The following is a 21,651-nucleotide window of genomic DNA, read 5'->3' on the forward strand; positions in this document are numbered from 1 at the left end:
CACCCGACCCGCTGTCCCCGGTCCCCGTGTCACCGCCGGTATCACCCGACCCGCTGTCCCCGGTCCCCGTGTCACCGCCGGTATCACCCGAGCCGGCGTCTCCGGTCCCCGTGTCACCGCCGGTATCACCCGAGCCGGCGTCTCCGGTCCCTGTGTCACCGCCGGTATCACCCGACCCGGCGTCTCCGGTCCCTGTGTCACCGCCGGTATCACCCGACCCGCTGTCCCCGGTCCCCGTGTCACCGCCGGTATCACCCGAGCCGGCGTCCCCGGTCCCTGTGTCACCGCCGGTATCACCCGACCCGCTGTCCCCGGTCCCCGTGTCACCGCCGGTATCACCCGAGCCGGTGTCCCCGGTCCCTGTGTCACCGCCGGTATCACCCGAGCTGGTAGACTCAGGGTGACTAAATGCTTCGCCACCAATAATCTGACGCTGCCCATCACTGTCCGGGCCCGCCCATTCTAGCTGTAAAGATGCGGCGCCACGGCGCTCAAAGTAGAAGATTTCGATATCATGTGAACCAGCGCTCAGTTCAAGCGTGACCCGTTGTTCGCGCGTAGCGTGCAGACCATCATTGTCGATTACCGGTTCACCGTCGATATAGAGCGCCGAACCATCATCTGAAGTCAGGTAAAACGTATAAGTCCCTCCGGCCTCAACATTCAGATTACCTGCATAATGCGCTGCAAAATGATTTCTCGGGCCACCTTCCCAAAATCCGCCTCTCTCATAAAGAATGGCAAGCTGGTCAACGTTGGCCGTCTCAACCGGAGTTGCCTCAAAATCGACATCCGACAAATTGGATATCTTGTTAGCAGGTGTGAAATAACGAGCCACAAGACCCGACACCTGTGTACTGGCCGAATCCGCATCTCCAGTATTGCCAGTATCCACATCGTCTTCGGCACTGCTTTCGTCGGCACTCGACCCTATACCGTCAGAGCCCGTTTCATCATCAGCGCGCGTATGACTGAATGTTTCGCCTTGGATAATCTCGCGCTGGCCACCACTGTCCGGTCCAGACCACTCCAATTGCAGCGATGCATCTCCAAATCCCTCAAAATAGCGGATTTCGATGTCATGTGAGCCGGCCCCAAGATCAATCGTGACAGTTTGTTCAATATCACCATGCAAACCGTCATTATCAATCACCGGCTCGCCATTTATATAAAGTGCCGAGCCATCATCCGAAGTTAGGTAGAACGTATACGTACCACCAGAATCGATATTCAGCTGCCCGGTGTAACGCGCCGCAAAATTGTCTGTCGCACCACCAAGCCAGAAGCTTTCCGCGCTGTATCGCGTCGCAAGTCTTGAAACCGTACCAGTCGCTGAGGGAGGTGCATCAAAATCAATCTGGCTGAGGTCTGACACACCAAATTCCAGAGTAAAGTATTCCGCATATAGGCTCATGACTGTACCTGCTCTTGAGTTGAAGCCTGCCTGCCAGGCCCTACTGTTTCCATTTTTTTGCACAACACGGCTAAATTAAGACAATATTCTGGCACCTCACGAGAATCGCAGTCACGACCACCACATATTTGCCCCAACAGCCAAATTTACCAAGATCACAGATACCTAGAAGCGGATAGTTTCAAAATCCTAAGCGCTTCAATGATCAGAAGCTTAGGCATCATTTATGGGCAAAAAACAGCTGATATACGCCATCGTAAGCAAAAAAACACGCATATTGAAAAACCCTTGAGAGATATCTCAGAAAAAAATCAGCCACAGATTGATTGCATTTTTAATACGCCCTCGAAATATCAGAGGCTGAATATTCTTCAGGCTGGGCAATTCCTGAAAACGAGGCGCAAAGGGCAAAGTGAAAACATATGAATCAATCTTTCGGAGCGCTCAAAGCATTTTCACTTATGGCCGCCATAAGAAATCTCGACCCAGTGCTACAAAAACCAATGGCGAATTTGCACGCCCAACGCCCTCTTCATCCCGGCTCCGATAGCTAACGCCAGTGTTGAAATTCCAATCCTGAGTTAGCCTCCGGCTGTAAACAGCATCAAGATCAAAGCGCGCAACCCTAGGATCGCTTGCCGTACCTTCTGCAAGCGCATATGTCGCCCGAAACCCCAGTTGCGAAACGGCACTAATCCCAAAAACTACTCCAAGATCTGCGACGGTTTCCGGCCGGTATTCCCGGCTATCTGTGACACCGATGCCTCGATTGATCCGGGCAAAAGCTTCGTGCGCGCCGAATTCATACGCATATGCCAGCGCCCCAATGAAATCGACTTCTCCATCAGAATCGCGCGCGACACCGACATCGGCGGAAAACGCTCCGTCTGGGATATCTACACTGCGCCCGAATGTCAGTGTATTCAAACGCCCCGGCGTATCGCGTAAAACGACAAACTCAGCCGACACATCTCCATTCGACACATCATATTGCCAGCCAATATCTCCAACAGGACCCGTAACGAGAATATCGCCTTCGACCTGATCGCGCTCGTCAATGTCAATGAAGCCTAAAGACCCCTCAAGCCGCGCCCGGGGCGAAAGCTCATGTTCTATTCTGAAAGCGATTTCTTCAGTGTCGCGGTCAGTCTGCCCTTCGCTTTCATCCTCGTAATAAATTGCCGTCAGATCGATGGCTGCCCTGGTCCGCGGTGAAAGATCAAAAGTAACACCCGCCCGGGCGGCAACTTCATCGCTTGCAAAAAGATCCGGATTGGAGGCGTCCGAGTAATCGATCCCGTTCGCTGCAACTTCCAAATTATATCCAACCAGATTCTCGCGCCCGAAATCGATCCGCCCGCTCACCAGATACTCATTCCGAATGCCCGTACCGGTCAGGTCATCAAAGTCGCGCGGCAACAAAATGACTCCCTCGTCATCCGTAAAGGTCAATAAGGAGCGCTGAAAGCCAATGTCATACCGAAGAAAATCGGCACTCAGATTCAACCCGGCATTCGCGGCTTCACGATCATACTCGAGTTCCAGAATGGCATCGCCAAAATCGATCTCGCTCTCTTGCTCGGGAAGATTTGTAAACCGTAAAGCAGTGGTGGCATCCAAAGAAAATCGCTGCGTCCGGGTTTCATCGGATAATCCAAAAGACAATATTGTCGAAGCAATTGTGCCTGATCCTTCTTCCGGGACCTCTAGCCCAAGGTTTTGCCCCGACTCAATACGCTCAGTAAGCCCGAAAGTCATCACGCGACCACCGGGATCAACCTCCTGTGCTAAAGCGGTATTTACGAAAATCAAAGGTATCCACGCAGCATTAACAACCGCTGCGTGTATATATGCTTTGTGTACCACGTCGCTCTCGTTACCAAATTACTCGAACAATCGCCTAGACGGGATGACAAGGACATCGCCCTCCGACAATCTGACGGCTGATCGTGAAACCGTACCGTCAAGAATGGAGTCATAGTCGAATTTGAAAACCGTTTCCTTGCCCGACCTGTCTGTCCGGCGCAGGGCAATTCTCTTGGTGGCGGCAAACCTGGTAAACCCCCCGGCCTCTGCAACAAGCTGCAATAACGTGGTACCGGGTTCAACCTCAAACTTACCCGGTTCTTCCGCTTCGCCGATGACATAGACACGGATCGGGTCAGGGTCTACAGGTTCGCCCACTTCACCCAGCGATACAAAAACATTTGGGGTATCCGCAAAGTTGGGTGCCAATAAATTTGCCAGATCACTTCGAAGCTGCTCAACACTGCGCCCTCCAGCAACAATCGAACCAGCTAATGGCATCGTAATCCGTCCATCAGGGCGAACAAGCACATCCCGGTCGAGCGTAGCATCCTCGAGAACCTCAATTTGCAGTGTGTCGCCGGGTTGAATGCGGTAGCTACCTTGAGCCAGAGCCGGCACAGCAACCGCAGTTGTCAGAACCAATGAAACAAGCAACGCAATTAATGAATGCATATTTATTCTCTAAAGCTCCCGCTCTTACGCCAAACTTTTTCAACCCGTCCGGCCCCAAATACATCTTCGATGGGTCCCGGATAGTGGGCCCACTCTAGCCTTGAAACTTACAGTAAAGCCACGTGTATTTGCGATCCCTTAACAATTTGGACTCAGAATGGCTCTGTATTGACCGCACCGCAACACCGAAGCGGACATGATCCATCGGCTGCATCAGGATTAAATTTTGCCATGCTTCCGCATTTTGTTGGCAGCCTGGCAACTCATTTTGAATATCACTCATCCAAGGGTATGGGCTAGATGATGCGCTTTCTGCACTGGATCATGCCTCACGCACTGCAAAGATGCGTATCAAGGACAGTCGCTAGCAGGCCTGCCTATTCGGCATGCAACAAACTCCTGCGCCCCTTGAGCAACCCATCGCCTGTTTTACCAACATCCTGAAAACTTGTCTGGCAACCGATCCCCTTCAGGAATAAGTTTGCTCACCCGCTTTCGCCCAGGTTGTGTTCAGGCAATAAATATCATGCTGGTTGGACTGATCATACTAGGGATGGCCCTTGGGGCATTCACGGCTATTGGCGTATTGATATTCGGTCATGGTATTATTGCAGCCCTGATTGGCTATATTACTGCCGGGATCCTCCCGCTTCTGGTGGTCTGCATCGCACAAGCCGTCCGTTCCGAAACATGCCAAACTAAAAAGGAGTCATCCGGCCGGGTCCCGCTTTCTCAACCACCCCAAAAACGCTTTGTCCGGGCTTCTAAGGGGCACACGACCCGATTGAGCCCAGAAAGCTCGCCAGTCGGCTTCAAGCGCATAAACATCCTGACCCGGCGCCAACGCACGCGCTTCTGCCAGCGTGGCCGGGGCAAGAAGTAGAGCAGCCCTCTCTCCCACCTCGACCACCACATCCCGACGGCTGACGCGGATGATATCACCCGGTTCCTCTCCCAGGTGATAGTCGGGCAAGTGATCGGCGGCGATCATGTCGCGCAGCATCTTACGGAACACCCGGCGCGGTGAGGCCGAGCCGGATTTCTTCAGCAGCGTCTCGACCGACACCCGCCAGTCTGGTTGACGACCACAGTGCTTACGCGCCAACTCGTAGATCCGGCGCTCCAGCGGTTTGCGCAGGCGGAAGTAGTCGCGGCTGAGTGTCAGCACCGATTTCGCCAGCACCGCTCGAAACAGCCAATCCGACAATTTGACCGAAACGCTGACCATCCGCCCTGCCCGCGTGTGGCGCACGATCTCCCAGCTTTCGATCAAGCCGAAACCTGTGGTCGTCTCAACCCCACCGGTGACCATGTTGGTGGTGATGCGGGTACCGGCCAACCGTTCAAAGGCTTCGCGCAGCCGCTTGTAACCATCGCCCGAGGTTTCCCGGTTAGTTGCCACCAGCAGATCATGCGCCTTGAGGTGCAACACCCGGCTGACGGCGCGGCCTGCGTTGATTGCAGCCATCAACTGACTGATGCAGAAGATCAGGATGTCCTTGTCGTGGATCGTCGCCAGCCCCCGGACCGAGGGTGTGACGGTGATCTCAACCCCGTTATGCTCATAGTTCAGGATGCGCCGATCCGGGCGTGTGGACAGCGAGAACATCGGATGCTCCATTGATCCCATGTCTGTCTTGGGCAGTGCATCGAAAATATCGCAGACAAAGAAATCCGCTGTCGGATGCCTCTCGGGCAACAGCCCCCCTGCCCCGGCAGGGGTATCCGCGCTCATGAAAAATCACTCAGAACTGAAACGTCCCAGCCCATACCTCTGCCCCTGATCTGCCCGAATCTTTTTTCGTGGTTTTATTGACGCTTACCCTAAAGTTATCCACAGACCGGGTAAAGCATCGGATCGTGGGTTCAGAGTCAGGACAACGTGGGATCAGAGTCACTTGATCGTGGGTTCAGATTCACTCTGTCTCAAAAGAGCCGCTAAAATACATTTTTTTTCAACACTTTATGTTACTGACGTCTATACCGTAACTAATAAATAACCATATTCTAACTAAAAAAAATTCGACAAGGCCTAAAACCTACGGATTTCTACACTTCCAGCCCCTTGATTTACTTAGAAAATATCGGTTGATGCCGTTAGTTCTTCCATATGTCATGTTTTGTGATACTATGGCGAAAACACAGCATATCGAGCAGAAGAACATGGCGTTATCTCCGAAAGACGGGCTTCCACCCTATTTCAATATTGATCCCGACACCGCCCTTGCCGAACTGGGGGATCCTTCAACCACAGCCAGTTTTGCAACTATTGCCGGGGCTTGCTCTCAGGGGCGTGAAGATCTGGCGAGCCGGGGATTGGAAGATGGAGAAACGCGGCAGTTGCGTTTGTTTTCCACTTGGGAAATCACCCGTTACCTGATCCCGGTTGCGGCACCCCATTTCCGTCGGGTCCTGAAGGCCAACCCGGATCTGCCCCAGGGGCGATCAGAATCCGAAGGCGGCGCCAAATGGTTCACCTTGGATGAGGTGCTGCGGTTGCGCACTCATTTTGCTTCAGAAGGATCGAAGGCAAAAGAGTACCGCCCTTATCGCCCCGAGGGTCTACCTGCCAAGCTTGTTTCTGTTGCCAATTTCAAAGGCGGCGTTGGAAAGACCTCGACTTGCGCGCATCTGGCGATGTCAGCGGCACTGGATGGCTACAAGGTTCTGGTGATTGATCTGGACAGCCAGGGTTCCATGACCTCGATCTTCGGTGGCAAGGTCACCGATGAATGGCAGACCGTATTTCCCCTGCTGGCGCGTCACTATGCCGGATATCTGCGCCGCGAAAACCAGGGACGTCTGGACCGGGGTGAGACGCCCCACCCTATCGATGACACTCTGATGGAGGCGCTCGATACGCGTGCCAGCAGCCTGATCCAGAAAACACACTGGCCCAATATTGATCTGATTGGGGCGCAATTGAACCTCTACTGGGCCGAGTTCCAGATCCCCGTCTGGCGGATGCAGGCCCGCGGCTGGAAGCTGTGGGATGCTCTGACGGAAACGCTTGAGGCGGATGGTGTTCTGGCCGATTACGATCTGATCTTCCTCGATACCCCCCCTGCCCTTGGTTATCTGACGATCAACGGACTAGCGGCGGCCGATATCTTGCTGGTCCCAATGGGGGCTTCGTTCCTGGAATTCGATTCCACGGGGAGGTTCTTTGACATGCTGCATTCGACTTTTCAGTCGATCGAAGAGGGCGAGAACATGGCCGCCCGGGCCCTTGGACGCGAAGAAATGGCCTTTGAATGGGACGCGGTGCGCACCGTTATAACGCGCTATGACGGCACCCAGCAGGCAGAGCTGGCCGGCCTGATGCAATCCTATCTGGGCAGTGCCCTGTCGCCCCACCGGCAGGAGTTTACCGCGCTGATCGGTCAGGCGGGGGAACAGGTGAACGGGATCTACGAGGCAGACTATCGTGACTTCAACCGCGAGACCTACGCACGGGGCCGCGAGACCTTTGATGAAACCTACGCCGCCTTCAAGCGGTTGGTTCTAGGTATCTGGCGACGCGAGGAGCTGGCCCGGATCGCTGAAGAGCAGCCCGAGGTGGCGGTATGACCCCCCTGCCCTGCCTGATGAATGTTTCGCGCGCGAAACGCCTGCCACGCACACCGTACGGATCGGTGGTCGGACGACATGCAACAGAGTCTATGACCGGCAGATAAGGAGGATTTGACATGGCAAAACGCAAACGACTGACCCCTGCCCGCGCCGATTTCCAGTCTGCCGGAACCCCGGGCACCGCACCGGAAACGAAATCCATGTTCCCGTCCGTTCAAATTGCGCCCCCGATCGCGCAAGTGGCCGGCGATACGGCGCTGCAGGCTGCTGTTGATGATCTGAGCGCTGAGATCCGCACTGCCCGGGCCGAGGGCAGGTTGGTACAGCAGGTGCCACTGATGGCCATCGAGGAGGCCCATCTGGTACGCGACCGGATTGCAGTGGATGGGGAAGAGATGTCAGCCCTGGTCGAAAGCATCCGCGCCCGCGGCCAGCAAACCCCTATCGAAGTGGTTCAGTTGTCCGAGGATCGGTTCGGCCTGATTTCCGGCTGGCGACGCCTGACAGCGCTGAAGGCGTTGTACGCGGAAACTGGAGAAGACCGCTTCGCCACCGTACAGGCGCTGCTAAGACGCCCAGAGAGCGCCTCAGACGCGTATCTGGCGATGGTCGAGGAAAACGAAATCCGAGTTGGGTTGTCTTATTATGAACGCGCACGGATCGTCGCACGTGCAGTAGAGCAGGGGGTATATCCGGATGAAGGCAGCGCTCTGCGGGAGCTATTCGCTACAGCCAGCCGTGCCAAACGTTCGAAGATCGGTTCTTTCATTGCGATTTATCATGCGCTCGATGAAGAATTGGGATTTGCAGCTGCAATACCAGAGCGATTGGGATTGGCTCTGTCCAAAGCTCTCAAAGATGAGCCTAAACTGGGACTGCGTATTTCCAAAACACTGCGGAATACTCCTCTTGGGACCCCCGCAGCAGAAGCTAAGGTGATCTCAAGTTTTCTTGCTAAGAAAGAACGAGGCCGGCAGGACCGAGAAGAACCTGACACAGACGCCAAGAAAACCTCTGAACGAATTGGAAGTGTTCAAGTCCAACATGATGTGGATAAACGAAAACTGGTGCTCAGTGGCTCCCGTCTCGACGCTGAGTTTGTCGAGCGCTTGAAAACATGGCTGCAAACTGAGATCAGATAATGTTCGGACCTGCGGTATTTTTTGTTCCTATTTGAAGGCTTAATTGTGCAGTCTTCGTTTCATAAGCTGACGGGCTTTCCCAGTCGAGAGCATTGTATTTCCTGCGAGTGCTAAAGACGCTATTCTTATTAGGAAGTTGTCCATACGGCCTGCTTTGCTTGAGCTGCCCAAGGGAGCCGCTCAGCAAGCTTTGATCACAATCTAATCACGAGAAAGAAACAAGAACGGTTTTTACAGCCAAGCGACCTAGACTAGAGAGCTGGATGACCCCTTTGTGGCAAAATACCAAATCAAAGAAGCCGAAAGATCCCACAATGAACCCAGTTTCGCACGCGAAACATCTGTACGAAGGATCATAAATTGTTCGTTTGGGTGAGTCATTGTTCAACTCAACTTTGACCGAATTGCTTTTCCAATAGGACGTTCAAACCAGCGGTATGTGGCGAATGCTGCTGCAATAGAGGCCGCTAAGTAAGCTGGCAAGGTTATCCAATAGCTGGCGAATATTCGGGTTCCGTCAAACGCAATATCGGCGACCAGCAGTATGGCCATCTGAATTGGGACATGAATAAGGTATAAACTATAGCTGATGTCTCCTAAAATTCTTAAACGTCTGCCAAATTTTGGAGCCATGCGATCTAAGGAAACAAAAAGGGTCAGAGTCGCTACCGACACGCCTATGACAGATAGTTGGGTACTTTCAACGGCAAACCCGCATGCTGCGGCGATCACGCCCAACAAAAATAGAGGGATTGCCTTGAGCAAGTTTTCTTGCAGTTTAAGTGCGTATAAAAGCGATCCCAAAAAGAAATATCCACCACATTCAAAAACGCCGCGGGAAATGTATAGAACTGGGTAAGGTTGGAGGAAAAACCAGCTCCAGCTCAGTATGCTTAGGGTTGCTGTAACAAAAAACGGACTGCGTTTGATTAAAGGCAGTGAAGCTAGGAAAAGACCATAGACCAGAATCTCTAGTGAGACTGACCAAATAGGTCCATTGAAGCTTAGTCCGTGTGCAAATACCGGCCAGTTTGATGCCATCAAAAGTTGTAACACAAAATGCCTGAGATCATTGTTGCCGTAGATCTGCCAATGCCCGGTTTGACTTAGGCTAATCCACTGTAAGAAGGCGACATAGATCAAGGTTGCGAGATGGAGTGGATACAGTCTTGCAAAGCGAGCAACGCTAAATGACCGAAGGGTCACACTGCGTCGCATATAAACATGGGCAAAAACAAACCCCGAGATAAGCCAAAATAATTCCACAGCATGTGCGGCGTAAGGTCCGAACAAAGGCGATAGATATCGAGAGTGCGGAAAGGTATCGACTGGTGGAAGTGTCGAGCGGCTCATCGCATCAGCGAGATAGAAATGGTGATAGTGAAAAATTACGATGGCTATTGCTGCTATACCTCGCAACGCATCAACCCAGTAAAAGTGCTCAATTGTGCCGCTTCTAGTTTTCGACACTGATCATACCCCCCAAGCACAATTTTGATGCTTCATTGCTATGTGTTAGATGTGGTTGAAAGATCGCATATGGCGGACACAAACGTAGTGTCAGTGCATAGAGGGCCATAATCCAATGCGCTGAAACGTGTGGGGATATCGTTGCTTGCGGGAGGTTTCTAATCACATAATTGTAGGTCAAGGAGTAACCCCGTGGTGGTTTTATCTCTGTCTAATGCGGTATTGATTTTTCATGTTGACTGAGAAATCACCACCAGTCCTGAGACAATCAAGCATACACCTATGATGCGCCCAACTGAGAGTGGCTCACCCAAAAAGAACACTCCAGAAGCCAGTACCATTACAAAACTCATTGCGACAAACGGATAAGCAACAGAGAGTTCCAGCTGGCGCAACGCAAATAGCCAAAGAATGGTTCCGACACCGTACAGGGCAAGGCCTCCAATGACATATGGCGACAAGAGCATTGCGAGAGATTTACCAAGTATGGATGCGTCCGCACCCCAGCGGACCCGTTCTACCCCAATTTTGAATGATGTCTGCGCCAGCGCGGATAGAGACACGCTGGCAAAAACAATGACAAAGCTCGTGAGATTCATTGTAATACCCAATTCATGTCAATCAGACGTGCGCCCAAAATTATTCCGCCTGCGAGTAGCGCTGTCACCTGACTGGAACGGTCCCTCAAAGCAAAGACAACTGGGTCGTCGTCAATGCGTCCACGGCTGGCCCACATCCATGCACGATAAACCCAAAGCATCATCAATGGGACAATTAGCCAGAGTAATTCTGGGGTTTGATAACGTTCTACAATTCCTGGGTTGTTGATGTATTGTGCAAGCGTGAGCAGCGCTACGGCTCCATTGGAGATTCCGAAGATTTGCACCATAATCAAATCGGATGGGCTGTAACCCCGTTGGGCAAGTGGTTGCCCGTTCTTTGTTTGGCTCAGTTCTATAAAGCGTTTCATGTACGCGAGGCTGAGAAAGAAAAAGAGTGAGAAACTAAGAAGCCAGGGGCTGACCGGCACCATGATAGCTGCCGCTCCGGCGAGTATCCTAACTGTGTATAAAAGTGCCAAGGCGACAACATCGACTGTCGAATATTTTTTGAGCCAGATCGAATAGCATTTAGTCATGATAATATAGCCGATCAGTACCAGGCCGAAAATGGGGCCGACCGCAAAGAAGGCTATGATCAGCGCGAGGCCAAACAAGGCAACCCCAGCCAGCAGACCTGTGGTGGAAGTCAGTGCACCGCTTGCAAAAGGGCGGCGACATTTGCTGGGATGCATCCGGTCTGCTTCGATATCCAGTAAATCGTTGAACAGATAAACGGCTGAGGCACAGGCCGAGAAAGATAGAAAGGCCAGAACCGACAACACTAGATTATGCAGTTCGGTATAGGTGTGCGAGAAGAGCAAGGGCAGAAAAAGGAGGGCATTCTTGCTCCATTGATGCGGGCGCATTGCACGTATCAATGGGCGGGGCGTGGGTTCCTTGTCGTTCAGCAGAATAGAAACCAATTTGGGGTCTTCTTCCATCAATTCTTTTGCCTTGAGCGGAGCATTCACAAACCCCCGCAGCGTAGCGACGCGCCAGATTGGCAGATCCGCTGTTGAATCGCCTATGTATTCAAAACTCTGGCCTTCTATGTAATTTTGAATGGCCTCTAGCTTGGCCTGTCCCTTCATGTTGTGACCGGGTCCAGAGGCAATGATGTCATCAAACAGTCCTAGGTGATCTGAGACCTGACGTGCGATTGAAATATCCGCAGCGGTCGCCAGTATAACAGTCCTACCGGCGTTTCGGGCAGCCTGTAGATACGTAACGACAGTTTGGTTGTATGGCAGCAGTTCAGCTTGTAGTTCCACTGTCTTGGCAAGCTGATGTTTAAGATCAGCACGATCCCCGCGCGCCAGGGTAGGGACGATCATCTTCACGCAATCTTTGTGACGCAAACCGCGTATCAGAAGTTCCAGTGCCACATCGGTGCGCACAAGTGTTTCGTCTAGATCTACAAAAAGGGGAACATCTCTGTTTTGCTGATGGAATTCGGAACTTGGTATCATGTTTCTGTTTTGCAAACTATTCCACCGTTACTTGGCGCATTATGCATTGTGAGGGATGAAGATATGGGCCAACCTTGTGCGAATTGCTTTCATTTCAGAGAACATAGTAGTTTCTTAAAAGGTAACCCGGGTACGACTTGTTTCATGTTAAATAATAAATTTGACCAAAAAACAGCTATAATTGTGCTGAGTATATGTCTTTACCTGATCGCTTTGGTTCTGCGGGCCAGCGGAGCGGATTATGGTTATTTTCATGGGGATGAGCGCATAAACGATGCGGCGAAGGTTATGACAGGGCAATTGGTTCCCGGCCAACACTTTTATCCGCCGCTGATCAACTATCTCAATGCTGTGGCTTTTGCTGGACTGTTCACGTTTGGTCTGGGGACGGGAATGTGGAGTTCTCCCGGTGAGTTTCGGGCCGCGTATTTTGAGGACCCGACGCCGTTCTATCTGACCGCTCGGTATACGACAGCGATGATCAGTGCATTGATGGCCCCCCTGTTTTTTGCCTTTGCCCGTCAAGCGCAATTGAAGACCCCAATAGCGGTGTGGATCGGTCTGATGGGGGCCTTGTTTCCACTGGGCGTTTTCATGGCCCATATCGCCAAGGGAGACAGCGCTTTAGCTGTTGCGATTGTTTGGGTATTTTTCTGTTTGTGGAAACGTGTAGAAACGAAGTACCCGAAGCGGTGGGATTTTATGACCGGGTTGGGTGTTGTTCTGGCGGTCAGCTTCAAGCATTCGGCTGTTTTCATACTGGGGCCGCTCGCGATTGGCTGGATCATCATTCTGTTGCGGCGGGAAGGTATGCAGTCATGTTTAGCCTCGGCATTGCGGGCAGGGGTAGGCGTTCTGATCCTCTGGCCCATCTTGAATATTGGAATTTTGCTCGACCTTGAGAATTTCCTTGAATACCAGGAGATTCAATCCGTGATGTCTGTTCAGGAGGGGGAAGGCTTTGCTGTCGGGCTGACCACCCTGGCGGTACGGTCACTCGATTTATATTGGGGCCTGAACCCTGTTATTGCCCTGCTTGTCTTGTTGACGCCATTGGGGTTGCTAGCAAGGAGGGTAATCTACCTTCCAAATCGAGATGTTCTTTGGGTGATCTGGGGATCATTGATGGTTGGCAGTCTCATGACAGCCTATATCACGGGATCCAGGCAGCCTGAGCATCTCTGGATCGCAAATTTTGCTGGTTTTTTGCTGCTTGCATGTATGGTTCTCGGGAGCGCTGCGGCGGTGGCAGAGAGGGGCTGGCGTATTGCTGCGCTGAGTGTGGGGGGCGTTGCTACCCTGTTGGCGGTTGTGGGGGCAGCTGTTCCCGTCAGCCAGGCTATGGCGGTACCTGTAACGGAAGATCTGGAAGCGTATCTGAGTAGGAATTTCGGTGCGGACCGTATACTGACGTCTCAACCTTTGGGGGTGCAGCAGCATGCGTTGGCGCAAGAAATGGAGTTGCAACGCTTAGACAGGCTTGCCAAAAAATATAGTGTCGAACTACCGGAAATGGCGCCTGAGCGCCTGATACGGAATACCAACCCGAACGCGCTTTTTTACGTCAATGCCCCAAGCGCAATGTACGGGTTGGAGGATGTCGACGAAGAGGACGTCAACTATGAGGTCAAAGCCCACAGTTGGCCACTTCAGAAAGAAGAATGGCAGCTTGGATACTGGCGAGACAAAGGTTTTAGAATCTTGGTGGTCCGGGATCTTGACTATCTTTTGACCGAAGTTCCGTCGGATTTGATGCGGGATTATTACCAGTCCGTCACCGAAGAATGTTTGGCTGTCAAAACATTTGAAACCCGCAAGCCGCTTTTTCTAGAGCGTCCCGTTACAGTGTTCGAGTGTTGAAAAAGGAAGCACGGCTTTGACGTATCGTCCCGACATTGATGGCCTGCGCGCGGTAGCAGTTATCACGATCATTTTTTTTCATCTTGGTATCCCCGGATTTGGAGGTGCGTTCACGGGCCCAGAGGTGTTTTTTGTTTTGTCCGGGTTTCTGATCGCGACGCGGATATTTGATCAGGTAGAAAAGGGAGAGTTTGTATTCTCAGAATTCTACTATCGCAGAGTTCGCCGTTTGTTCCCAGCCTATTTCCTCATGCTGAGCGTTTCGCTGTTGTTGGCCTACTTTCTATTGTTGCCAGAGGATTTACGCAGCTTCTCCAAGAGTTTCGTTGCAGCCACCGTGTATCTTTCGAACGTAGAGTTCTACCGTGAGACCGGATATTTTGACACAGCAGCTCACTTCAAGCCGCTCCTGCACACTTGGTCTCTCTCTGTCGAAGAGCAGTTTTATCTGTTTTTCCCAATTGTCGTGAGTTTTCTGGCATGGATGTCGCGCCGCCAGTTTTTTTTCGTTTTTTTGGGTCTCAGTATTGTCTCTTTTGTGGCTGCAGTTGTCGTGGTTACTGTCGATAAAAGCTTTGCGTTTTATATGTTCCCTCTACGCATCTGGGAGCTGGGGCTTGGGATTTTAATCGCCACAGGCTGCTACACGCTTCCCAAGTTCGAGTCTGCCTTTACAAGGGAAGTTCTCGCTTGGTCTGGTTTTGCACTGATCTTGGTCCCGATGTTTCTTTACGAGCCGACAATGAAATTTCCAGGACTGGCAGCGGTACCTGCTTGTATTGGAACGTGGCTCATCATTCAGCTTGATGCTGAACGCCTGACGTCGGTTCAAAAGTTCCTTGCCCTGAAGCCAATGGTTTTCATCGGTACACTGTCTTATTCACTCTATATGTGGCATTGGCCGCTGTTCGTGTTCTACAGCTACACAGACACAAACGGAACCGACGCCTTGGAAATCACAGCCATTCTGCTTTTCACGCTTGTTGTGTCCTATCTTACCTATCGCTATGTTGAGACGCCATTTCGCACCGGAGCCTATGGAATATACTCCACCAAGAAAACGGTTTTCACGTCGACCATAGCGATGTCTGCGGTACTGATGGCGGCAGGCTTCTTCGTGTTCCAGAAAAATGGGATGCCAAACAGATTTGACGAACAAACGCGCGCAGCAATTGCGGCGACTGATTTGTTTGGTGACATTTCGCAGGATTGTGTTTTGGACAGTGCGCAATCGCGCCTCAAGGATATAGAGTATTGTGAAATCGGATCCCCTTTTGAGGCGGAGCATTACACGCTGATTTGGGGCGACTCTCATTCGCCAACATATCGACATGCCTTCCGGGACACTCTACCAGACGCTGACGCGCTTATCGTGTGGAGCGGCGGTTGCCCCGCACTATTTGATATCAGAGTCGATGAATATGTTGCGACCGCAGCGACAGATCGCGAATGTGAGCAGAGAAATGCCGCAGTCAAACGTCTCGTGACCGAAGACAAGCGGATCGATGCGGTGATTATCCTAGGGCGCTGGTCTTATTACGGGCAGGGTACTGGGATCGGTGCAGATATTCAGAACGAAATCAAAATTTGGCCGCAAGGAGAGGCGTTCGATCCGTCAGCTGATCAATACGAAGTCTACATCGAAAGTTTTGAGCGAACGATCAACACGCTACGTCAGCAAGGCTTGAAAGTCTTTGTGATAGAGCAACCCCCTGAGTTCCCAGAATTCAGTGCTCGTACCTTTGTCATGAACAAATTAACCGGAAGAATATCGGAAAATGAAATAGCAGCGTTTGGCATTGTCGATGTAGAGACGTTGCTTGCGCGTCAGGGGCCGATGATGGGGCTTCTTGACCGGCTTGAACGGCAGGGGGATATTACCGTTTTGCGTACGCATGACAGCCTCTGCGGCGACGATACATGCTCTCTTATGATGGATGGCGCACCCCTTTATTTCGACAACAACCATCTGGCAGCTGCCATGGTGCCGCGAATATCTAGTTTATTCATTCCCGTTGCCCTGCATCACAAAAGTGCTCAGTAATCCTCTGGATTGTATTTTTTACATTTGGCGGCTTGCCCCACCTTCCATCGCCTAGAAGATAGAAGGTGGGCGAGGAGTTCTGAACTTCTCCAGCATACGTATGATTGGCCGACCTAGCTTTTGGAAAAAAGGAACCATCTCCGACTATTTGGATGCGAAAATTCTTTGCGGTCACTACTGCAACTTTTAAACTGTCATATTGTATGTTTGTGTAACACAAACACCTTATCCTGTCATACTCACCAAGAGCGAGCGGCTGAGTGACTTGAAAAAGTAGTACCACCAATCTGTCTGACGTCAGCAACTTTCGGACAGATTTAGGGGTTTGAGAAACCGAGGCTTTCTAGTTTGTCGTAGCTTACATGGAGCGAAGATGAACGAGAGGCCCGGAGAATAAACGTCACTGACAAGTTGGTCAGTGACGTCAAATGCAAGAATTGCGAGCACCACTAATTTTCGGCGGGATTGCCGCAAAACCTGGTGTTGGAGGTCTCGGCGCGCGATCAGACAACGGTTGTTCACCAGCTTTATTTGCCAAGTGATAACAACTCGTCTTACGTCGTAGCCGATGCTTGAGTATCTTGAACACAACGGCATGGATCACGTTTTTGAGGCCCGCCAAGTCGCCCGTAGATCCCGGGACGAGATTTGGCTTTTGTATCAGACGACAAAGCTAAGCCTTGTTGAAAAACGACTTTCTGCCGGGAGCCCTCGAATACCAGATCGGAGCCCTTGTCGATCACGGAAACAGCTGACGATACTACGAGCTTTTGTAGCCTAACACCCGCCGATGTCGATCGTCGCAGGGGTGCGAAAAACTCTGAAGATGGACACTTACAAACTATATGATCTTTTGGACGGCACTGCAGAGCAATGTGACAATTTGATTGACGATGTATGATCCGTCGATATTACGATTCATAGAGTGATATATCGGTATAGTGGAATGAAGTGATTGTGCCTATGAATTTAGTATCTTTTGCTATCCCGGGAGTTGTTTTAATCACGCCCGAGCGTTTTGGGGATCAGCGTGGTTTTTTCGAAGAAACGTATAATCTGGACAGTTTTACAGCCCAAGGCATCGACACAGTCTTCGTTCAAGACAACCACTCGCTTTCAGGCGCCGTGGGAACGGTACGGGGTCTGCACTTCCAGGCTCCACCAAGGGCGCAGGCCAAGTTGGTTCGCTGTGGACACGGCCGGCTTTTTGATGTTGCCGTGGACATTCGCAAGGGTTCACCCACATTCGGCCAGTGGGTCGGTGAGGAACTGAGTTTCGAGAACGGGCGGATGATGTTGGTGCCCGCAGGGTTTGCCCATGGGTTCATGACATTGGAGCCTGAGACCGAGATCATTTATAAATGTTCCGACACCTATGCACCGGAAACAGAAGGCGCTATTCGGTGGGATGACCCTGATGTCGGAATCAACTGGCCGCTCGATCTGGCCGAACCGCAATTGTCTGATAAAGATAAAATCGCGCCGTTTTTGCGGGACATCGACAGCCCATTCACAATTGAGGATATCAAATGAAAATTCTGGTGACAGGCGGCGCGGGCTTCATCGGCTCTGCCGTGATCCGGCGCGCGATTGCCGATGGTCATATGGTCGTCAATGTTGATGCGCTGACCTATGCGGCTTGTCTGGATAATGTTGCCTTGGTGGCGGATGCGCCGGGCTATGTTTTTGAGCAGGCCGACATCCGGGATGCAGGCGCGATGATCGCGATCTTGAAAAAACACCAGCCCGACACGATCATGCATCTCGCGGCCGAAAGCCATGTTGACCGCTCAATCGACGGGCCTGCAGCGTTTATCGACACCAACATCACCGGCACCTACGTCCTGCTGGAAGCTGCCCGCGCCTATTGGGTCGGGGCAGGCAAACCCGATACGTTCCGCTTCCATCACATCTCGACCGATGAGGTCTTTGGTTCACTCGGCGAGACAGGCTTCTTCACCGAAGACAGCCCCTATCAGCCAAATTCACCTTATTCGGCCTCAAAAGCGGGGTCGGATCATCTGGTCCGGGCCTGGCATGAAACCTACGGCCTGCCGGTGGTGATGACCAATTGTTCGAACAATTACGGCCCCTACCAGTTTCCCGAAAAGCTGATCCCAGTGGTGATCCTGAACGCGTTGGCCGGCAAGCCGATCCCGATCTATGGGGCAGGGGACAACATCCGCGACTGGCTGCATGTCGAAGACCATGCCGAAGCGCTGTTACTGGTGTTGGAGCAAGGCAAGCTGGGCCGCAGCTACAATATTGGCGGTGAAAACGAGATGACCAATCTCGATCTGGTCAAAATGCTCTGCGCGATCCTCGACCGATTGAAGCCGGGCAAAATGCCTTATGCCGATCTGATCAGTTTTGTCACCGACCGCCCCGGCCATGATCGTCGCTATGCCATCGACCCGGCCCGTATCCGGGAAGAACTGAACTGGCGACCCTCGTACACACCTGAAACCGGGTTGGAGCAGACGGTTCAGTGGTATCTGGACAATGGTGCATGGCTGGCCGCTCTGCAGGACCGCAGCGGCGTCGGAGAGCGGCTCGGGGTGGCCGGATGAAAGCGCTGGTCTTCGGGCATAGCGGACAGGTGGCCACGGAACTGCGCAGGCATGCGCCGGCGCATGACATCACGATCGAGGCGCTGGACCGGTCCCAAGCGGACCTGTCTGATCCACAAAGCTGCGCCGCCGCAATCCGCACCACAGATGCCGATGTGATCATCAACGCAGCCGCCTATACGGCGGTCGACAAGGCCGAAGATGAGGCCGAGCTTGCGCGGATGATCAATGGTGATACGCCGGGTGCCATGGCACGCGCTGCGGCAGACCGTGATTTGCCTTTTCTGCATATCTCGACCGACTATGTTTTTGACGGGGCAGGGGCCTCGCCCCAGACTGTTCAAGACCCGACCGGTCCGCTGGGTGTGTACGGCCAAACCAAGCTGGACGGAGAGCGCCAGATCGCCCAAGCAGGTGGATGGCATGCGATCCTGCGGACGAGCTGGGTGTTTTCAGCGCACGGTCATAACTTTGTCAAAACCATCCTGAGGTTGGCTGAGGCCCGAGATAGCCTGACTATCGTGGCCGACCAGATCGGCGGGCCGACCCCGGCCACGGATATTGCCAAGACGCTGCTGACCATGGCCAGAGGGCGTGCCGAAGGCGGGGTGTTTCACTATTCCGGGGCACCCGATGTCAGCTGGGCCGGTTTCGCGCGCGAAATTGTCTCGCAGGCGGGTCTGGCCACTCAGATCACCGATATTCCAACAACAGATTACCCGACCCCAGCCCCCAGACCGCTCAATTCGCGGCTGGAGTGTTCGCGGCTTAATGAGATTTACGGGCTTGGGCGGCCTGACTGGAAAGCCGGCTTGGCGCAGGTGCTGGCCGAGCTGAAGGTCACTGATAGCCCTGCTTTGAAAGGATAGATCATGCAACGCAAAGGTATCATTCTGGCTGGCGGCTCGGGAACGCGGTTGTATCCGATCACCATGGCGGTCTCAAAGCAGCTGCTGCCGATCTATGACAAGCCGATGATCTTCTACCCGCTGAGCGTGCTCATGCTGTCGCAGATCCGTGAGATCGCGATCATCACGACGCCAGAAGATCAGGAGCAGTTCCAGCGTCTGTTGGGCGATGGCAGCCAGTACAGCCTGTCGCTGACCTGGATCACGCAGCCGTCGCCAGACGGTCTGGCGCAGGCCTATACACTGGCCGAGGATTTTCTGGCAGGTGCGCCATCCGCGATGATCCTGGGGGACAATATCTTTTTCGGCCACGGCCTGCCTGATCTGTTGCGTGCAGCAGATGCGCAAGAGAGCGGCGGAACAGTCTTCGCCTATCGTGTGGCCGATCCCGAACGCTACGGCGTGGTCGATTTCGAAGGTCAAAAAGTACGTGGCATCATCGAGAAACCGAAAGTACCGCCCTCAAACTACGCGGTGACCGGTCTCTATTTCCTCGACGGTGACGCCCCTGCGCGCGCCCGTCAGGTCCAGCCGTCCGAGCGCGGTGAGTTGGAGATCACATCCCTGCTCGAGATGTACCTGAACGAAGGGCTGCTGAATGTTCAAACCATGGGCCGCGGCTTTGCCTGGTTGGACACCGGTACGCATGGATCGCTGCTGGATGCGGGGAACTTCGTACGGACACTGACGGATCGCCAAGGTATGCAAACCGGCAGCCTGGACGAGATCGCTTGGGCCAATGGCTGGATCAATGATGAAGCGCTTGAAGAGCGGGCTCAGCTATTCGCCAAATCCACATATGGTCACTATCTAAAATTGCTATTGAGTTGACGGCCCGCGCTTTTCAAGGCGTCAGCGCCTCTTGTGTGCATGACGTCTCGGAAGCAGATGGAGACGCGCGAATCAAGGGGTTGGGTCCTAGAGAACATATCCATCCACGTTTGCCATTTGTTATTTTCTCTAAAGATGAGAAAAACGCGAAAAGAGTAGGGGCTCCGTGCATTCAACCCCAGATTGACAGGCCGTGTGGTGAGGTAAACAATTTTAGGCACTTTGCAAAATTGTAGCCAGAGTAAGGCTAGAATTTGCCATCCTGGCGCAATTGCTTCGTTGTGATGGAGTTCATATACGTATAATCTCAATATTAAGTAAAAAGGCGCCATAGTTGTCCATCTGAAGTGTTTCGATGTATCAAAGGCGCTGGGTCATTTTGTGCCCCGCAATGTGTGGGTTAGTGGTGAAGCCGTATTTAAGGCTTTGGGTTTAAAGGTAAAAAATGTCTATTCAGGATACGAATATTTCCGCTGAGGTTCGGCCTTGTAGTACAACCATTCGTGCGCGGAGCTCAACGGCTCACTCCACACAGCTATATCGCAAGATTTTTAAACGGTTTCTGGATGTAGCTTTTGTTCTGCTAGCATTGCCGATTGTTCTGCCCGTTGTAGCCCTGCTTGCAGTTCTGGTCGCCCGGGATGGTAGTAGCCCGTTTTATGGACAACAGCGTATTGGCCGGGACGGTCGCGTTTTCACAATGTGGAAGCTGCGCACGATGGTGCCCAACGCACAATCGCTTCTGGATGATTATCTTGCCCACAATACCTTGGCGCGGCTTGAATGGGAGCAGACGCAAAAGCTCAAGGATGATCCTCGGATTACACCATTTGGCAAGATTCTCCGCAAGACATCACTGGATGAGTTGCCACAGCTGTGGAATGTGATTGTCGGTGAAATGAGCTTGGTTGGACCTCGTCCGATGATGCCCGAGCAGCAGAAACTCTATCCCGGTAAAGCATATTTCTCGCTACGGCCCGGGTTGACCGGCTCATGGCAAGTGTCCGAACGCAACGCCAGCACATTTGCAAGCCGCGCGGATTTTGACACCTCTTATGCGGAAGATCTGACGTTCAAAACTGATGTTGGCATTCTCTATGCCACAGTGGGCGTTGTTGTACGGGCAACCGGGTACTGATTCATACCCGACCCTCTGTCTTTGAGTGACGGGCTGATCAGATAAGGGCGATGAATCCTTTCTTGTTGCAGGGCAATCACAAGAGGCTGCTCAAATCCTATTTCCCCGCCGTGATGAGTTAAGCGCAAAAACTGCTCAATGGCAGAGAT

The 21,651-nt window shown here is 52.5% G+C and carries 16 protein-coding genes; 9 read left to right on the forward strand and 7 right to left on the reverse strand.

The features are described from left to right. From ACRZ95_RS21250 to ACRZ95_RS21265, 4 genes are all read right to left on the reverse strand, one after another. Nucleotides 1-1,414 (reverse strand): PA14 domain-containing protein (locus ACRZ95_RS21250; protein WP_480555534.1); only part of this gene is annotated, 1,414 nt, incomplete at its 3' end. A 459-nt stretch (nucleotides 1,415-1,873) separates the two neighbouring features. After that, complete coding sequence (locus ACRZ95_RS21255) at nucleotides 1,874-3,280, reverse strand: hypothetical protein (RefSeq protein ID WP_170681537.1); 1,407 nt, start codon at nucleotides 3,278-3,280, stop codon at nucleotides 1,874-1,876. A gap of 18 nt (nucleotides 3,281-3,298) precedes the next feature. Further along, on the reverse strand, nucleotides 3,299-3,895 hold the full coding sequence (locus tag ACRZ95_RS21260; RefSeq protein ID WP_170681535.1) for a polysaccharide biosynthesis/export family protein: 597 nt from the start codon (nucleotides 3,893-3,895) through the stop codon (nucleotides 3,299-3,301). A 709-nt stretch (nucleotides 3,896-4,604) separates the two neighbouring features. Continuing rightward, complete coding sequence (locus ACRZ95_RS21265; RefSeq protein ID WP_170681533.1) at nucleotides 4,605-5,630, reverse strand: replication initiator protein A; 1,026 nt, start codon at nucleotides 5,628-5,630, stop codon at nucleotides 4,605-4,607. Nucleotides 5,631-6,025: 395 nt separating this feature from the next. On the opposite strand from ACRZ95_RS21265, the gene ACRZ95_RS21270 reads away from it, so the two are divergent. Continuing rightward, nucleotides 6,026-7,465 (forward strand): AAA family ATPase, encoded by a 1,440-nt coding sequence (locus tag ACRZ95_RS21270; RefSeq protein WP_480555537.1) that lies wholly within the window; start codon nucleotides 6,026-6,028, stop codon nucleotides 7,463-7,465. A gap of 119 nt (nucleotides 7,466-7,584) precedes the next feature. Beyond that, complete coding sequence (locus tag ACRZ95_RS21275) at nucleotides 7,585-8,610, forward strand: ParB N-terminal domain-containing protein (RefSeq protein ID WP_170681531.1); 1,026 nt, start codon at nucleotides 7,585-7,587, stop codon at nucleotides 8,608-8,610. Nucleotides 8,611-8,994: 384 nt separating this feature from the next. On the opposite strand, the gene ACRZ95_RS21280 is transcribed toward ACRZ95_RS21275, so the two are convergent. The 3 genes from ACRZ95_RS21280 to ACRZ95_RS21290 all read right to left on the reverse strand — a co-directional run bounded on the left by ACRZ95_RS21280 (nucleotide 8,995) and on the right by ACRZ95_RS21290 (nucleotide 12,166). Then, the gene (locus tag ACRZ95_RS21280; RefSeq protein WP_170681529.1) at nucleotides 8,995-10,080 is read right to left on the reverse strand and encodes an acyltransferase family protein; all 1,086 of its coding nucleotides are present in this window, start codon (nucleotides 10,078-10,080) and stop codon (nucleotides 8,995-8,997) included. A 230-nt stretch (nucleotides 10,081-10,310) separates the two neighbouring features. Beyond that, a complete protein-coding gene (locus tag ACRZ95_RS21285; RefSeq protein WP_170681527.1) occupies nucleotides 10,311-10,679 on the reverse strand; it encodes an EamA family transporter in 369 nt (122 codons plus the stop codon). Continuing rightward, complete coding sequence (locus ACRZ95_RS21290; protein WP_170681525.1) at nucleotides 10,676-12,166, reverse strand: UbiA family prenyltransferase; 1,491 nt, start codon at nucleotides 12,164-12,166, stop codon at nucleotides 10,676-10,678. Before ACRZ95_RS21290 ends, ACRZ95_RS21285 begins: the two co-directional genes overlap by 4 nt. A gap of 129 nt (nucleotides 12,167-12,295) precedes the next feature. On the opposite strand from ACRZ95_RS21290, the gene ACRZ95_RS21295 reads away from it, so the two are divergent. From ACRZ95_RS21295 to ACRZ95_RS21325, 7 genes are all read left to right on the forward strand, one after another. Then, nucleotides 12,296-14,011: a phospholipid carrier-dependent glycosyltransferase gene (locus ACRZ95_RS21295; protein WP_170681523.1), complete on the forward strand. Its 1,716-nt coding sequence runs from the start codon at nucleotides 12,296-12,298 to the stop codon at nucleotides 14,009-14,011. Between the two features lie 16 nt (nucleotides 14,012-14,027). Further along, nucleotides 14,028-16,055: an acyltransferase family protein gene (locus ACRZ95_RS21300; protein WP_170681514.1), complete on the forward strand. Its 2,028-nt coding sequence runs from the start codon at nucleotides 14,028-14,030 to the stop codon at nucleotides 16,053-16,055. A gap of 963 nt (nucleotides 16,056-17,018) precedes the next feature. Continuing rightward, nucleotides 17,019-17,588 carry a dTDP-4-dehydrorhamnose 3,5-epimerase gene (gene rfbC / locus ACRZ95_RS21305; RefSeq protein ID WP_170644134.1) on the forward strand — a complete coding sequence of 190 codons (570 nt, stop codon included), beginning with the start codon at nucleotides 17,019-17,021 and terminating at the stop codon, nucleotides 17,586-17,588. After that, nucleotides 17,585-18,625, forward strand: coding sequence for a dTDP-glucose 4,6-dehydratase (gene rfbB, locus ACRZ95_RS21310; protein WP_170681512.1), 1,041 nt, complete (start codon nucleotides 17,585-17,587; stop codon nucleotides 18,623-18,625). The genes rfbC and rfbB overlap by 4 nt, the downstream gene beginning before the upstream one ends. Next, nucleotides 18,622-19,494 (forward strand): dTDP-4-dehydrorhamnose reductase, encoded by an 873-nt coding sequence (rfbD, locus tag ACRZ95_RS21315; protein WP_170681510.1) that lies wholly within the window; start codon nucleotides 18,622-18,624, stop codon nucleotides 19,492-19,494. Before rfbB ends, rfbD begins: the two co-directional genes overlap by 4 nt. Continuing rightward, nucleotides 19,495-20,364 carry a glucose-1-phosphate thymidylyltransferase RfbA gene (rfbA, locus tag ACRZ95_RS21320; RefSeq protein ID WP_170556555.1) on the forward strand — a complete coding sequence of 290 codons (870 nt, stop codon included), beginning with the start codon at nucleotides 19,495-19,497 and terminating at the stop codon, nucleotides 20,362-20,364. It abuts the gene before it with no gap. A 445-nt stretch (nucleotides 20,365-20,809) separates the two neighbouring features. Then, entirely contained in the window at nucleotides 20,810-21,502 is a 693-nt protein-coding gene (locus ACRZ95_RS21325) for a sugar transferase (RefSeq protein WP_170644103.1), read from the forward strand. Nucleotides 21,503-21,651 lie beyond the last annotated feature (149 nt).

The organism is Ruegeria sp. AI3, from assembly GCF_056541245.1.